We start from the raw sequence: 14,650 nt of genomic DNA on the forward strand, positions 1-14,650 counted from the left end.
GCCAGATCGCGCTTGCACGACTCTGGGCGGAGAGGCTCGGCGCCCACGGCATCACGGCGGGGCAAATTCTCGTGACCCTCGGCGATACCGAGGAACGACGCCGCTATCTCAACGCCCGCTCCACCATCGACCGGCTGCTGGAATGGAAGAGCGTGCCAGTCATCAACGAGAACGACACCGTCGCCACCACCGAGATCCGCTATGGCGACAACGATCGTCTTGCCGCCCGCGTCGCCACCATGATGAGCGCGGACCTGCTGGTACTGCTCTCCGACATCGACGGGCTCTATGACGCCCCGCCTGGCACAGGCGCCGCCAATCTGGTGCCCGTGGTGGAGCGGATCACGCCGCAGATCGAGGCGATGGCAGGCGCATCCGGCTCGGAACTCTCCCGCGGCGGCATGGTGACCAAGATCGAGGCGGGGAAGATCGCGACCCATGCCGGCACGCACATGGTGATCGCGTCCGGCAAGACGCTGCATCCGCTGCGCGCGATCGCCGATGGCGGACGCTGCACCTGGTTTCTCACGCCCGCCAACCCGGTCACCGCGCGCAAGAAATGGATCGCGGGCGCACTTGAGCCGAAGGGCGTGCTGCACATCGATGCCGGAGCGGTTGCGGCCTTGCGGCGGGGCGCGAGCCTGCTGCCCGCCGGCATCAAGCGCTTCGAAGGGGTCTTCCAGCGGGGCGACGCGGTCGCGATCCGTGATCTCGATGGTACCGAGATCGGGCGTGGACTGGTGGCCTACGATGCCGAGGACGCCGTGAAAATCGTCGGCCGCTCGAAAGCCGACATCCTGCTCATTCTCGGTTTTTCGGGGCGCACCGAGATGATCCATCGCGACGACCTGGTATTGTCGGGCCGCTGATTGGCCGCCTCGGCCGGCTTTCCGTGATCGGCGACACAATCCGCTAACCACTCATGACAATCGGAATGCGGCGGCTCCAATACCCCGGAGTTTCGTCATGGCCGTTAAGAGTGCCGGTAATGTCTGCGAACCAACATTCCGCGTCCTCATCAAACGGAGGTCAGAATGACCTGCTTGCAGAAATTCCTTCGCGACGAAACGGGTGCCACGGCCATCGAATACGGTCTGATCGCCGCAGGTATCGCGGTCGCGATCATCGCTGTGGTTCAGGGACTGGGCACCAAGCTCACCTCGACATTTACCAGCGTCCAGGGCGCGCTGAAGTAACGACACCCATCCAGTCTTGGGCCCGGCGGTGCCGGGTCCTTCTCTGTTGCGCGGATGCCGCGACGCTGTTGCAGAACTGCCGTGCAGTGTTGCCCAGCGACATGTTGATCAATTGTGGCAACTTGCAATGATACCGCAGGGACGCCGACAGCAGCGCATAATCTTGCATCGGTGGAGTGGCGTACGGAGTCGCTGGAATGCCGACCGTCCACCGGTCGGAATGTATCAGTAGCGTATGCGTTTCGACGGACGGTTCGATGAGCTGTCTTCTGGGCTGGCGCTCCCCCTCAACCGGTGCCTGCCCGCGGGTCGTCGAATGGCTGGGGGCGATTCTTCGTCCGGTGCGCCGCCACACCGTCGATGATAACGAGACATTCCGGTGCCTCCCGAGATGTCTCGTTATTTTTTTTCCGGCTGACGTGCTTCTTCACACCAGGCGGCATCCATTTCGCTTGAAGATTTCAGCGAACCGGAAAGTCGAAATAGGTGTTCGGAAACGGCTCGTTGCGCAGCGTGAAGTGCCACCATTCCTTGTCGTAGGGGATGAAGCCCCGCGCCCGCATCGCATCGGCGAGAATCTTGCGATTGGCTCGCGCCTCGGCGTTCACCTTGCCGTGCAGTCCCGATTGCGGCGACAGGAAATCGAATGGCGTCCCCATGTCGAGTTCGTCGCCGCCCGGAAGCCGGACCAGCGTCAGATCGACCGTCGAGCCGCGCGAATGTCCGGAGCGGGAAGCAATATAGCCTTCACGGAACAGGTTGGTCTTCGCCACATGCGGGTAGTATCTCTCCTTGGTGCTGTTGTCCGCCTCCCGCGCCCAGCGCACAAAATGCGCAACTCCGGCTTTTGGACGGTAGCAATCGAACACCTTCAGCCCGAGCTTGCGGGGCGCCAGATCGCGCTGCACGGCAGCAAGGGCGGTCGCGGCCTGTTGCGTCAGAATGCAGACCGGCGCCTCGTATCCGTCGACGCGGGCACCGACGAAATTGTCGGTGCCGAAATAGCGCATGTCGACCGCCAGGCCGGGAATGACCGCCGCGGCATCGACGAAGGCGGGAGGTCTGGCTTGCGCGTTCACGGGCGTTCCTGAAGGCAAGACGGCAAGAACCGCCAAGGCAATCGCCGGCCGAATCGCGGCCAGCCACCTCGAAGACTGCCGATCCCGCTCCGATTCTTCAATTTCTACAATCACATCCATATGGAATCCTGATCGGCTCGACGGCGATTTCCGGGGCCCTGACGCTCGCGCCGGCCAAGCGTTACATGATAGGACTGAGTTCGCCATCAACCCAACAGACACCATGACCGCGTCGCTCAAAACCGTCGATTCCACGTCCTCCGTGTCCGGCCTGATGCAGGACATCGGCCGGCGTGCCCGCAAGGCCGCCCGCGCCCTGGGGCTCGCGCCGGCGCTGCAAAAGGAGAAGGCGCTGTTCGCGATGGCGAAGGCGATCCGCGCCACCTCGCGTGAAATACTTGCGGCCAACGAAGACGACGTCACCGAGGCAAGGGCGGCCGGCGTGACCGGATCGTTTCTCGATCGTCTTACGCTGGACAGGAAGCGCGTCGCGGCGATGGCCGAGGGTCTCGAGGTGGTTGCGGAGCTCAAGGACCCGGTGGGCGAGGTGATCAGCAAGTGGAAGCGCCCGAACGGCATGATTATCGAGCGCGTCCGCACCCCGATCGGCGTGATCGGCGTGATCTATGAAAGCCGCCCCAACGTCACCGCCGATGCGGGTGCGCTGTGCCTGAAGGCCGGCAATGCCGCGATCCTGCGCGGCGGCTCCGATTCGCACAGGTCATCGCGCGCGATCCACGCCGCAATGGTGGAAGGGCTTCGCGGGGCGCGGCTGCCCGAAGATTCGATCCAGCTCGTTCCGGTCCGCGACCGCGCAGCCGTGGGCGAGATGTTGTCGGGCCTTGGCGGCAATATCGACGTGATCGTACCGCGCGGCGGCAAGAGCCTTGTGGCGCGCGTCCAGGAGGAGGCGCGGGTGCCGGTATTCGCGCATCTCGAAGGGATTTGCCACGTCTATATCGACAAGGCCGCGAAGCCCGCGATGGCGCGCGACATCGTGCTGAACGCCAAGATGCGGCGCACCGGCGTATGCGGCGCCGCCGAGACTCTGCTGATCGACATTGCGGCGGACGAGAATATCTACAAGCCGGCCATCCAGGCGCTGCTCGACGCCGGCTGCGAGGTGCGCGGCGAGGATGCCGTGCGCGCGGTCGATCCCCGCGTCAGGCCCGCAAGCGCCGACGATTTCGGCAAGGAATTTCTGGACGCCATCATTGCGGTCAGGTTCGTCGAGGGAGTCGAGGGCGCCATGGCGCATATCGCCCGTTACGGCTCCCAGCATACCGACGCCATCGTCACACAGGACAAGCAGGCGGCAGCCCGCTTTCTGAACGAGGTCGATTCCGCGATCGTGCTGCACAATGCCTCGACCCAGTTTGCCGATGGTGGAGAGTTCGGGTTCGGTGCCGAGATCGGGATTGCGACGGGACGCATGCATGCGCGCGGTCCGGTCGGCGTCGAGCAACTCACGTCGTTCAAGTATCGCGTCCGCGGCAGCGGGCAGACCCGGCCGTGACAATTTCCCTGTGGCGATGAAGCCCGGCGACTCACCCTCGCGAACGCTGGTGAAGAGCGTTACCAGGCCTCGCGTCACGCTCCCGCTGCATGCGCCTGGCATGCGGATCGGCCTGTTCGGCGGCTCGTTCAATCCGGCGCACGAGGCGCATCGCGCCGTCAGTTTGCTGGCCATGAAGCGGCTGCAACTCGACCGCCTGTGGTGGCTGGTCACGCCCGGCAATCCGCTGAAGGACACGCGCGGCCTGCCAGGGCTCGATGAGCGGGTCGCACAGGCCGCCGCGCTCGCCGATCATCCGCGCATCGACGTCACCGGCTTCGAAGCCGTCATCGGCACGAAATATTCCTGCGATACCATCCGCTTCATCCTGAACGAAGCGCCGGGAACCCATTTCGTCTGGATCATGGGTGCCGACAATCTCAAGGGCTTCCATCACTGGAAAAACTGGCGCGATATCTTCCTGATGCTGCCGATCGCCGTGGTGGATCGCGGCGGACTCAGCCTGCGGGCGGCCTCCGGGGCCGCTGCCATCAGTTTCGCCCGTGCCCGCATTCCCGAAAGCCGCGCCTCCACCCTGCCCGGCCTGCCCCCGCCGGCATGGGTCTACCTGCATGGCGTGAAATCCGACCTGTCGTCGACCGCCCTCCGGGAGGCCAAAGAGCGCGAGGCGGAACGCGATGACGGTTGAAAGTATTTGCGCAACATGCCTACAGTTAGGGGTCGTGAGTCCCCATATCTGCCGGGCGTAACCGTAAGAAGGAAAGGACCCCCTGAGCACACAAGTCATCGCGCGGACCCGTGCCAAGACCAGTGCCGTGCCGCGACCCGTCTCGGAGGTGCGTGACGCCTCCCAGACCCTGAATGTCGTCCTCGAACGCCTTGACCAGATGAAGGCGGAGGACATCGTCACCATCGACCTCACCGGCAAATCTTCGATCGCTGACAGCATGGTGGTAGCCACGGGCCGCTCCAGCCGCCATGTCGGCTCAGTCGCGGACGACGTCGTGGAGCACCTGAAGAAATCCGGTCTGAAGCAGATTCGCGTCGAAGGGCAGCCGCATTGCGACTGGGTGCTGATTGACGCGGGCGACGTGATCGTTCATGTGTTCCGCCCCGAAGTTCGCGATTTCTACGCGATCGAAAAGATGTGGGCGGACACGAAAAGTCCGGCTCGACGCAAGTCGAGCTGAGACGCGGGCATTCGATCCGATGCGCGTGCTTGTGCTCGCGGTCGGCCGCATGAAGAAAGGCGCGGAGGCGGATATCGCCGACCGCTACCTGAAACGTGCTGTGCAGGCGGGTCGTGCCATCGGCATCCGCTCCATCGAAATCGTGGAAATTCGCGAGAGCCGCGCGCCCGACGCCGAGCGCCGCAAGCTCGAGGAGTCCATTGCCCTTGCCAATGTGATTCCCGAGGGCGCCGCACTGGTCCTGCTGGATGAACGCGGCGAAGGCCTCGGAAGCGCGGCCTTTGCCGACCAGATCGGCCGCTGGCGCGATGCGGGGCAGGAATTCGCCGTTTTCGTGATCGGCGGGGCGGACGGCCTGTCCGACACGCTGCGGGAGAAAGTCCGGATGACGTTAGGCTTCGGCCAGGCCACATGGCCGCATCAACTGGTCCGGATCATGCTTCTTGAGCAGCTCTACCGGGCTGTCACAATCCTGTCCGGCCACCCATATCACCGCGAATAGTACGCCCGGCGTCAAGCAACGGCATAAGATGGCCGCGATTCGACCGCAGGATTGGAGCCGAATGAACCACATCCGCACGCAAACGATGGCTTTCCGCCCGCTTCTGGCGGGGACAGCCTTGTTTGCGGCGGCGACGTTCGGCTCGCCGGCAGGACTTGCCCAGACCGGACCGGCAAAGCCGGCTCTCAAAGGTGCCGTCGACAACGACATTCTCAAGGCGCGCGAACGGGAACTTGAGGCCATTCGTGCCGAACAGAAGCGGGCGACGGAGAACGAGGCCCGGCTGCGCGGCGAAATCGAGGCCTTCGGAAAGGATCGCCGCAAGCTGAACTCCGATCTGATCGGAACCGCCGCGAGGCTCCGCGAGGTGGAGGCTCGGCTTTCGGCCACCGAAGGCCGCGTCGCTCCGCTCGAGGAGCGGGAGCGCGGGCTCCGACGGTCACTCAACGATCGGCGCGAAACCATCGCGGACATTCTGGCCGCGCTGCAGCGCATGGGGCGGCGGCCGCCCCCGGCCCTGCTGGTCAGCCCGCAGGACGCCGCCAGCGCCTTGCGCAGTGCCATCATGCTGGGTGCGGTGGTTCCGGAATTGCGTCAGCGCGCCGAACAGCTGGCCGCCGATCTCAGTGCTTTGGAAACTCTACGCACCGAGCTTGCGAGCGAGCGCACCAGGCTTTCGGCCGACGCCAAGGCGCTGTCGGAGGAACAGCAGCGCATGACGCTTCTGATCGAGGAGCGCCAGAAGCAGCAGGCCGAAACGGAAAAGGCCCTGGAACGGGAGCGCGAGCAGGCGACCGCCCTCGCCCGTCAGGCCGACAGCCTGAAGGATCTGGTGGCGCGGCTGGAACTGGGGCTCGACAGCGCCGCGCGGGCTGCCCGATCGGCGCCCGCGGCCGATCACAAGGGCGCGACCAGACAGGCGCTGGCGGCGCTGAGCGATCCCGGCCGGATGTCGCCGGCGATCGCGTTTGCGTCCGCCCGGGGTTCGCTTCCGATGCCGGTAAACGGGGTCAAAATCCGGGATTTCGGCGCCGCTGACGGTATTGGAGGCACCGAACGCGGGATATCGGTTGCCACCCGGCCGGGCGCCCAGGTGACCGCTCCCTGCGACGGCTGGGTGGTCTATGCCGGGCCATTCCGCTCCTACGGGCAACTCTTGATCCTGAATGCTGGCGGCGGGTATCATGTCGTGCTCGCGGGGATGGAACGGATTTCCGTCGATATCGGCCAGTTCGTGCTAACCGGCGAACCAGTCGCGGTCATGGGCAGCGGGACGGCACAGGTGGCGGCCGCTGTGTCCGCGGGAACGGGCCAGGTGGGGACCAGCCAGCCGGTGCTTTACGTCGAATTTCGCAAGGACGGCACGCCCGTCGATTCCGGCCCGTGGTGGGCCAAGAAAGAAAGTGAGAAGGTCCGCGGATGATGCGCAAGACATTCCTTCTACTCCTGGGTGCCGCGGCAGGTGCCGCGCTCACCTTGTTGGCGGTGCAGCCGCGGATGTTCGCCGGCATGAGCGCTAGCGCGGCTGCTTCCTCGGACACCTATCGTCACCTCAACCTGTTCGGCGACGTGTTCGAGCGGGTGCGCGCCGATTATGTCGAGCGGCCCGAAGACGCCAAGCTCGTCGAGACCGCGATCAACGGCATGCTGGCCGGGCTCGACCCGCATTCGAGCTACATGGACGGCAAGAGCTTCCGTGACATGCAGATCCAGACCCGCGGCGAGTTCGGCGGGCTCGGTATCGAAGTCACCATGGAAGACGGCCTTGTGAAGGTTGTAGCTCCGATCGACGAGACGCCCGCCGCCAAGGCCGGCATCCTGGCCAACGACATCATCACCCATCTCGACGAGGAGGCGGTGCAGGGTCTGACCCTCAATCAGGCGGTCGAAAAGATGCGCGGACCGGTCAATACCAAGATCAAGCTGCGCGTCATGCGCAAGGGTGCCGAGAAGCCGCTGGAGATTTCGATCACCCGCGACATCATCCGCGTGCGTTCGGTGCGATCCCGCCAGGAAGGCGATGACGTGGCCTATATCCGCGTCACGCAGTTCAATGAGCAGACCACCGAAGGCGTGAAGAAGATGATCGGCGATCTGGTGACCGCGATTCCGGGCGACAAGCTGAAGGGCTTCGTCCTCGACCTGCGAAACAATCCCGGCGGATTGCTCGATCAGGCGATTTCGGTTTCCGACATCTTCCTCGACCGCGGCGAGATCGTCTCGACCCGGGGACGCAATGTGGATGAGACGCAGCGCTTCAATGCGCGGGTGGGCGACCTGACCAAGGGCAAGCCCATCATCGTCCTGGTCAACGGCGGCTCGGCTTCGGCCTCCGAAATCGTGGCCGGCGCGCTGCAGGACCACAAGCGGGCGACCGTGCTCGGCACCCGTTCGTTCGGCAAGGGATCGGTGCAGACCATCATCCCGCTCGGCGCCGGCAATGGCGCATTGCGGCTGACCACGGCGCGCTATTACACGCCGTCGGGCAAGTCGATTCAGGCCAAGGGCATCACCCCGGATATCGAGGTGCTGCAGGACGTGCCCGACGACATGAAGGCGCGCGCCGACTCCAAGGGTGAATCCTCGCTGCGCGGCCACCTGAAGGCCGACGGCGACGAGCAGACCGGCTCGCAATCCTACATCCCGCCGGATGCAAAGGACGACAAGGCGTTGAAAATGGCGGTCGACCTGCTGCGCGGCACGGTCACCAACTCGGCGTTCCCGCCGAGCGGCAAGCGGGCGGCCGTGCAACGCTGACGGCAAATCGGCTGCGGTCGCCGCAACAGCGACCGCATGACGGAAACGTCAAACGGCGGCCCTGCGGGGGCCGCCGTTTTCATTTTCAGCGTCCGGCGAACGAACCATCCCCCCAGGCTGCCGTCGGGCGCGCCCATCGAGGTGAGGGCGCAGGTCGAATCATACTCCGTGCTAGAGTCACAGGATGATTCGCGAATTCCGGGCCATCCGCCGTGGATGATCTGAATGCACCGCTCGGACAGGGCGCAGCCCCGCAGCGGCGGTTCCCGATCGCACGACTGGCTGCCCAGGGTCTGGCAAGCATCCTCGGCGCGGCTTTGGTGGGCTTCCTGCTATGGGCCGCGTTGATGCGCGATCCGCTGGGAGGCGAGCCAACCGCGGCGGCCCTGATCCCACCGGCGCAGACCGCGCAAGCTCCGGCGGCGCAGCCGGAGCCGCGCCTCGACCAGCCGGCGCCCGGTACGCCTGCGGACGGCGGCGTAACGACCGGCGGATCCCAGACCATCACCATCATCGACGGATCCAGCGGCAAGCGCCAGGAGGTCGTGATCGCGAGTTCCGAGGGCAAGCGCGGCACCGGCGATGCCCGTGCGCTCGAACCCTCACGGCACGGCCCGATCCCCAGGATCGCATCCGACGGCCGTCGCCCGTCGGAAATCTATGCGCGCAAGCCCGACGCCGGAACGCGCAACCCGGACGGGCCGCGCATTGCCATCGTGGTGGGAGGGCTCGGCGTCTCGGCGACCACAACTGCCAATGCGCTGTCCAAGCTTCCGGGCGCGATCACCTTCGCCTTCACCCCTTACGGCGCCGATCTCGATACACACGTCTCGCAGGCGCGGGAAAAGGGCCACGAGGTGTTGCTCCAGGTTCCCATGGAGCCCTATGACTATCCGGACAACGATCCCGGCCCGCAGACGCTGCTGTCGTCGCTCTCCTCCGAGCAGAATGTCGATCGCCTGCACTGGCTGTTCAGCCGCATCCAGGGCTATGTCGGTGTCATGAACTTCATGGGCGCGCGCTTTACCGCCTCCGACAACGCGCTCGCTCCGGTCCTTCGCGAGTTGTCGAAGCGCGGCCTGATCTATGTCGATGATGGCACATCGCCGCGCAGCCAGGCCGGCCAGATCGCGGGCGCCAACAAGCTGCCTTACGCCAAGGCGGAGGTTGTGATCGACGCGGTGCCGAGCGCGGCGGAGATCGATAGCGCGCTGAAGCGGCTTGAGACGCTCGCACGCGGGCGCGGCGTTGTGGTGGGTTACTCGTCCGCGCTTCCCGCCAGCATCGACCGCATCGCGAAATGGGCCAAGGCCGCACAGGGACGCGGCATCGTGCTGATTCCGGTCACCGCCGCAGCGGTCCGGGCGCGATCGACCTGACGCTTCCGCCGGCCCGCGAGGCGAGCCATCTTGCAATAGCAGCGCGCCCCGGCACACAATCCATCATGTCAAAGGACAAATACGATTCCCTGCCCTATCGCGCCTGTGTCGGCATGATGGTGCTCAATCGCGACAGCCAGGTCTTCATCGGCCGTCGCACCAACGGACCGGAGCATGTCGATGCGGTCCATAGCTGGCAGATGCCGCAAGGCGGTGTCGATGAGGGCGAAGACCTGTACGCGGCCGCCCTGCGAGAATTGCAGGAAGAGACCAGCATTCGCTCGATCGCAAAGCTTGGCGAGATCGACGACTGGCTGGTCTACGACATTCCGCGCCAGATCGCGGGCCGCGCATGGAAAGGCAGGTATCGCGGCCAGAAGCAGAAATGGTTCGCTTTTCGCTTCACCGGGAGCGAAGGCGAGATCAATATCCTGAATCCGGCGGGCGGCCACAAGCCGGAATTCGTCGAATGGCGCTGGGAGCCGATGCGCAACCTTCCCGGCCTCATCATCCCGTTCAAGCGGGCGGTTTACGAGACGGTGGTGAAGGAATTTTCGCGCTTCGCCTGAGGCGGCACCGGATGCGACACGGGACGTTTCGCCGCATCCGATTGCCCTGAAGTTGGCGTTCCGCGTTCCTAGCTCTCGGCGATTGAACCGGAGACGCGGCCGCCCATGCTCGACACCAAACGCCTGCTTGACCAATTCCTCGGTGCGCCCTCGCCGAATCTTCCGCAGGCGCCGCAGCGCGGCGTGCCATCGCCGCAACCGCAGCAGGGCGGGTTGGGCGACATGGTTGGCGGCCTCGGCAACATGCTGGGCGGCAGCATGGGCGGTATCGGCGGCGGCGCCGTCGCTGGCGGCCTCGCAGCGCTGCTGATGGGCTCGAAGTCCGGGCGCAAGATGGCCGGTACCGCGCTGCAGCTCGGGGGCATGGCCGTGGTGGGCGCACTGGCCTACAAGGCCTATCAGAACTGGCAGTCCGGCAAGACGGTGACGCAGTCCACAATGCCGATGACCGGTGCCTCCTCGCTACCGCAGCCGCCCGCCGACACACCATTCGCGCCGACCCGCGAAGCCGAGCAGCAGTCGCTCAGCCGGCATCTGCTGCGCGCGATGATCGCAGCGGCCAAGGCCGACGGCCATATCGACGCGAAGGAGCAGGCTGCGATCTTCGCCGAGATGGACAAGCTGCCGCTCGATACCGATGACAAGGCCTTCGTGATGGACGAGTTGCGCAAGCCGCTCGACGTCGACGCGGTCGCCCGCGCCGCGCGCACGCCGGAGGAAGCGGCCAGCATCTACACCGCTTCGCTGCTCGCCATCGATATCGACAACCCGTCGGAGCGCGGCTATCTCGGACTGCTCGCAGCGCGCCTCCATCTCGACGATGCGCTGGTGAAACACCTGCATGCGACGGTGGAGGGCGCGACGCTGCCGGCAAAGGTCGGGGCATAGCGAGCCCCACGCACCGCCTTACCCTCCTCCTTGTGGGGAGGGTCGATCGACTGAGTGCCAGCGAAGGAGATCGGGGTGGGGGTGGCAGCGAGTGTCACGCTGGACCCCCACCCCGCCTCGCTACGCTCGGCGACCCTGCCCACAAGGGGGAGGGTAAGAAGCCTGACGAATCCCCGAAACAAAAAGCCGGGCGTCACGGCCCGGCTTTCGCATTCCGATCGCGCGCCCCGCGCGATCAATGCATCGCGGTGCCTTCGAGATGATAATTCAGCGACCGGAAGTGATCGAGCCGGGTGATCTCCTTGTCGATGGCGTCGCTCGCACTCATTTTCGCGACCTTCTCTTCCGCGGCCTTGATGTGTTCGGCGAGCAAGGCGCGGTCGAAATCCTCGACCGCGGCCGCGCTATCGGCGAGTATGGTCAGCCCTGCCGGTGACACTTCGGCAAAGCCGCCGAGGATCACGATCCTGATCTCGCCACCGTCGCGCCGGATCGTGAGAATGCCGGGCCGCAGCGCCGCCACCATCGGCGCGTGGCCGGCCAGCACGCCGAAATCACCCTCCGCGCCCGGGACATCGACCTGCTCGACTTCGCCAGACAGGAGAAGCTTTTCGGGGGAGACGAGATCGAATTGAAAGGTGGCCATTGTGATTTAGCGAATAGCGAATAGCGAATAGCGAATGGTTTTCCCGCCGTTCGAATTGCTGTCCTCTATTCGCTACTCCCTATTCGCTATTCGCTGAACGTTACGCCGCTTCCGCCGCGAGCCGCTTGCCCTTCTCGACCGCCTCTTCGATGGTCCCGACCATGTAGAAGGCCGCTTCCGGCAGATAGTCGTATTTGCCTTCGACGAGTCCCTTAAAGCCCTTGATGGTGTCGGCGAGGTCCACGAGCTTGCCCGGCGAGCCGGTGAACACTTCCGCCACATGGAATGGCTGCGACAGGAAGCGCTCGATCTTGCGCGCGCGAGCCACCGTCAGCTTGTCCTCTTCCGACAATTCATCCATGCCGAGAATGGCGATGATGTCCTGCAGCGCCTTGTAGCGCTGCAGCACCTGCTGGACGTTACGGGCAACGGTGTAATGCTCCTCGCCGACCACCAGCGGAGAGAGCATGCGCGAGGTCGAGTCGAGCGGGTCGACCGCGGGATAGATGCCCTTCGCGGCGATGTCGCGGGACAGCACGGTGGTGGCGTCGAGGTGGGCGAACGAGGTGGCGGGCGCCGGATCGGTCAGGTCGTCGGCCGGCACGTAGATCGCCTGCACCGAGGTGATCGAGCCCTTGGTGGTGGTGGTGATGCGCTCCTGCAGCGCGCCCATGTCGGTCGCAAGCGTCGGCTGATAACCCACGGCCGATGGAATACGGCCGAGCAGCGCCGACACTTCCGAGCCCGCCTGCGTGAAGCGGAAGATATTGTCGACGAAGAACAGCACGTCCTGACCCTGGTCGCGGAAATATTCCGACACCGTCAGGCCGGTCAGGCCGACGCGGGCACGCGCGCCGGGCGGCTCGTTCATCTGGCCGAACACCAGCGCGCATTTGGAGCCTTCGGTCGACCCTTCATGCGGATCCTTGTTGACGCCGGATTCGATGAACTCGTGATAAAGATCGTTGCCCTCGCGGGTCCGCTCGCCGACGCCTGCGAACACCGAGTAGCCGCCATGGGCCTTGGCGACGTTGTTGATCAGTTCCTGAATCAGCACGGTCTTGCCGACGCCGGCGCCGCCGAACAGGCCGATCTTGCCGCCCTTCGCATAAGGCGCCAGCAGATCCACGACCTTGATGCCGGTGACGAGAATTTCGGCTTCGGTCGACTGCTCGGTATAGGCAGGCGCCTCGGCATGGATCGGACGCTTGTCCTCGGCCTTGACCGGGCCGGCTTCGTCGATCGGTTCGCCGATCACGTTGATGATGCGGCCGAGCAGGCCGGGGCCCACCGGCACCGCGATCGGCAGGCCGGTATCGGTGACGTCCTGGCCGCGCACCAGGCCTTCGGTCACGTCCATGGCGATGGTGCGAACCGTCGATTCGCCGAGATGCTGCGCGACTTCGAGCACCAGCCGGTTGCCGCCGTTGTTGGTTTCGAGCGCATTCAGGATCGCCGGAAGATTGCCCTCGAACTGAACGTCGACGACCGCGCCGATCACCTGCGCGATCTTTCCGGTCTTGTTGGGTTTGCCTGCGGTGGCTTCGGCCATGTCGGTCTCCTTGAAACTCAAACGGCGGTCAGCGTGACCGGCACGTTGTTGCGCGTGGCGCGCGAATAGGGGCAAATCGTGTGGGCATCCTCGATCAGCGCCTGCAGCTTGGCCTTGTCGGCACCCGGCAGCGCGACCTTGATCTCGGCCTTGAAGCCGAAGCTGATCTCGTCCTTGTCCATCGTCAGCGCGACGGTGACCCGCGCGTCCTGGCCATCAAGACCATGCTTCTTGGCAAGCGCGAGAATCGCCTGGCCGAAGCAGGACGACCAGCCGAGCACGAACAGCTGCTCCGGATTGTGGCCCTCGCCGTTGCCGCCGAATTCCTTCTGCAGGCCCATGGCGAGCGCAAGGCCGCCATTTTCCAGAATGGCACGCCCGTTGCGGCCGCCTTTGGTCGTCGCCGAAATCGCGTAAGCCATGCGCCGATCTCCCTTACAGGGCCTCCGCGCCGGAGATGATCTCGATCAGTTCCTTCGTGATCATGGCCTGACGGGTGCGGTTATAGGTGATGGTCTGCTTGCGGATCATGTCGCCGGCGTTACGGGTGGCATTGTCCATCGCCGACATCTGCGAGCCGTAGAACGAGGCATTGTTCTCGAGCAGCGCGCGGAAAATCTGGGTGGCGACGTAACGCGGCAGCAGCTCGGCGAGCAACTCGTCCTCGTCAGGCTCGTACTCGTAGATCGCCGCCGCGCCGCCGGTCTCCGCCGGCGCCTCGAATTTCGGCGGCACGATCTGCTGCGCCGTGGGTATCTGCGAAATCACCGACTTGAAGCGCGCATAGAACAGGGTCGCCACGTCGAACTCGCCGCGATCGAACATCGCGATCACCTTCTCGGCGATCTCCGCCGCGTTCACATAGCCGAGCGTGCGGACCCCGCGCAGCTCGATGCGGTCGACGATGCTCTTCTCGTAATTGCGGCGAAGCTGCTCGTAGCCCTTCTTGCCGACGGTGAGGATTTTCACCTCCTTGCCTTCGGACTGCAGCTTGGTGATGTGCTCGCGTGCCAGCCGCACGATCGAGGAATTGAAGGCGCCGGCGAGACCGCGCTCGCCGGTCGCGACGATCAGGAGATGCACCTTGTCGCTGCCGGTACCCGCGAGCAGGCGCGGCGCGGTGCCGGAACCGGCGGTGCCCGACGCGATATTCTGCAGTACCGCGTCCATCCGTTCGGCGAAGGGGCGCGCCGCTTCGGCCGCGGCCTGCGCGCGGCGCAGCTTGGATGCGGCGACCATCTGCATGGCCTTGGTGATCTTCTGCGTCGCCTTGGTCGCGGCGATGCGCACGCGCATGTCTTTGAGAGAAGCCATCTGTCCTTGGACCTAACCACTTGCTCCGGCGCGCTCCCTCCCCCCTTGTGGGGGAGGGCTGG

At 65.1% G+C, this 14,650-nt stretch carries 16 protein-coding genes; 11 read left to right on the forward strand and 5 right to left on the reverse strand.

Translation table 11 applies throughout. The features are described from left to right. A partial coding sequence (proB, locus tag AB7F49_RS32760; protein ID WP_428530069.1) for a glutamate 5-kinase occupies nucleotides 1-869 on the forward strand: 869 nt, incomplete at its 5' end. 165 nt (nucleotides 870-1,034) lie between these two features. After that, a complete protein-coding gene (locus AB7F49_RS32765; protein ID WP_428530071.1) occupies nucleotides 1,035-1,196 on the forward strand; it encodes a Flp family type IVb pilin in 162 nt (53 codons plus the stop codon). 461 nt (nucleotides 1,197-1,657) lie between these two features. On the opposite strand, the gene AB7F49_RS32770 is transcribed toward AB7F49_RS32765, so the two are convergent. Next, the gene (locus AB7F49_RS32770; protein WP_428530073.1) at nucleotides 1,658-2,275 is read right to left on the reverse strand and encodes a M15 family metallopeptidase; all 618 of its coding nucleotides are present in this window, start codon (nucleotides 2,273-2,275) and stop codon (nucleotides 1,658-1,660) included. Nucleotides 2,276-2,498: 223 nt separating this feature from the next. Between AB7F49_RS32770 and AB7F49_RS32775 the strand changes: the two genes are divergently transcribed. The 9 genes from AB7F49_RS32775 (at nucleotide 2,499) to AB7F49_RS32815 (ending at nucleotide 11,076) form a co-directional block, all read left to right on the forward strand. Further along, a complete protein-coding gene (locus AB7F49_RS32775; protein WP_428530075.1) occupies nucleotides 2,499-3,791 on the forward strand; it encodes a glutamate-5-semialdehyde dehydrogenase in 1,293 nt (430 codons plus the stop codon). A gap of 16 nt (nucleotides 3,792-3,807) precedes the next feature. Beyond that, the gene (locus tag AB7F49_RS32780) at nucleotides 3,808-4,479 is read left to right on the forward strand and encodes a nicotinate-nucleotide adenylyltransferase (RefSeq protein ID WP_428530099.1); all 672 of its coding nucleotides are present in this window, start codon (nucleotides 3,808-3,810) and stop codon (nucleotides 4,477-4,479) included. A gap of 127 nt (nucleotides 4,480-4,606) precedes the next feature. Next, entirely contained in the window at nucleotides 4,607-4,981 is a 375-nt protein-coding gene (gene rsfS, locus AB7F49_RS32785) for a ribosome silencing factor (protein WP_428530077.1), read from the forward strand. 19 nt (nucleotides 4,982-5,000) lie between these two features. Further along, nucleotides 5,001-5,483: a 23S rRNA (pseudouridine(1915)-N(3))-methyltransferase RlmH gene (rlmH, locus tag AB7F49_RS32790; RefSeq protein ID WP_428530079.1), complete on the forward strand. Its 483-nt coding sequence runs from the start codon at nucleotides 5,001-5,003 to the stop codon at nucleotides 5,481-5,483. 61 nt (nucleotides 5,484-5,544) lie between these two features. Next, the gene (locus AB7F49_RS32795; protein WP_428530081.1) at nucleotides 5,545-6,906 is read left to right on the forward strand and encodes a murein hydrolase activator EnvC family protein; all 1,362 of its coding nucleotides are present in this window, start codon (nucleotides 5,545-5,547) and stop codon (nucleotides 6,904-6,906) included. Next, nucleotides 6,903-8,240 (forward strand): S41 family peptidase, encoded by a 1,338-nt coding sequence (locus AB7F49_RS32800; RefSeq protein WP_428530083.1) that lies wholly within the window; start codon nucleotides 6,903-6,905, stop codon nucleotides 8,238-8,240. The genes AB7F49_RS32795 and AB7F49_RS32800 overlap by 4 nt, the downstream gene beginning before the upstream one ends. Nucleotides 8,241-8,452: 212 nt before the next feature. After that, on the forward strand, nucleotides 8,453-9,619 hold the full coding sequence (locus AB7F49_RS32805) for a divergent polysaccharide deacetylase family protein (protein WP_428530085.1): 1,167 nt from the start codon (nucleotides 8,453-8,455) through the stop codon (nucleotides 9,617-9,619). Between the two features lie 65 nt (nucleotides 9,620-9,684). Next, entirely contained in the window at nucleotides 9,685-10,188 is a 504-nt protein-coding gene (locus AB7F49_RS32810) for an RNA pyrophosphohydrolase (RefSeq protein WP_428530087.1), read from the forward strand. A 105-nt stretch (nucleotides 10,189-10,293) separates the two neighbouring features. Continuing rightward, a complete protein-coding gene (locus tag AB7F49_RS32815) occupies nucleotides 10,294-11,076 on the forward strand; it encodes a tellurite resistance TerB family protein (RefSeq protein WP_428530089.1) in 783 nt (260 codons plus the stop codon). A 235-nt stretch (nucleotides 11,077-11,311) separates the two neighbouring features. On the opposite strand, the gene AB7F49_RS32820 is transcribed toward AB7F49_RS32815, so the two are convergent. The 4 genes from AB7F49_RS32820 to AB7F49_RS32835 form a co-directional block, all read right to left on the reverse strand. Continuing rightward, nucleotides 11,312-11,722: a F0F1 ATP synthase subunit epsilon gene (locus AB7F49_RS32820; RefSeq protein ID WP_428530091.1), complete on the reverse strand. Its 411-nt coding sequence runs from the start codon at nucleotides 11,720-11,722 to the stop codon at nucleotides 11,312-11,314. Between the two features lie 100 nt (nucleotides 11,723-11,822). Then, the gene (atpD, locus tag AB7F49_RS32825) at nucleotides 11,823-13,274 is read right to left on the reverse strand and encodes a F0F1 ATP synthase subunit beta (RefSeq protein WP_428530093.1); all 1,452 of its coding nucleotides are present in this window, start codon (nucleotides 13,272-13,274) and stop codon (nucleotides 11,823-11,825) included. A gap of 17 nt (nucleotides 13,275-13,291) precedes the next feature. Beyond that, nucleotides 13,292-13,696 (reverse strand): Ohr family peroxiredoxin, encoded by a 405-nt coding sequence (locus AB7F49_RS32830; protein ID WP_428530095.1) that lies wholly within the window; start codon nucleotides 13,694-13,696, stop codon nucleotides 13,292-13,294. Nucleotides 13,697-13,709: 13 nt separating this feature from the next. After that, nucleotides 13,710-14,588, reverse strand: coding sequence for a F0F1 ATP synthase subunit gamma (locus AB7F49_RS32835; protein WP_428530097.1), 879 nt, complete (start codon nucleotides 14,586-14,588; stop codon nucleotides 13,710-13,712). Nucleotides 14,589-14,650 lie beyond the last annotated feature (62 nt).

The sequence above is a fragment of the Pseudorhodoplanes sp. genome, assembly GCF_050250235.1.
GTDB lineage: Bacteria > Pseudomonadota > Alphaproteobacteria > Rhizobiales > Xanthobacteraceae > Pseudorhodoplanes.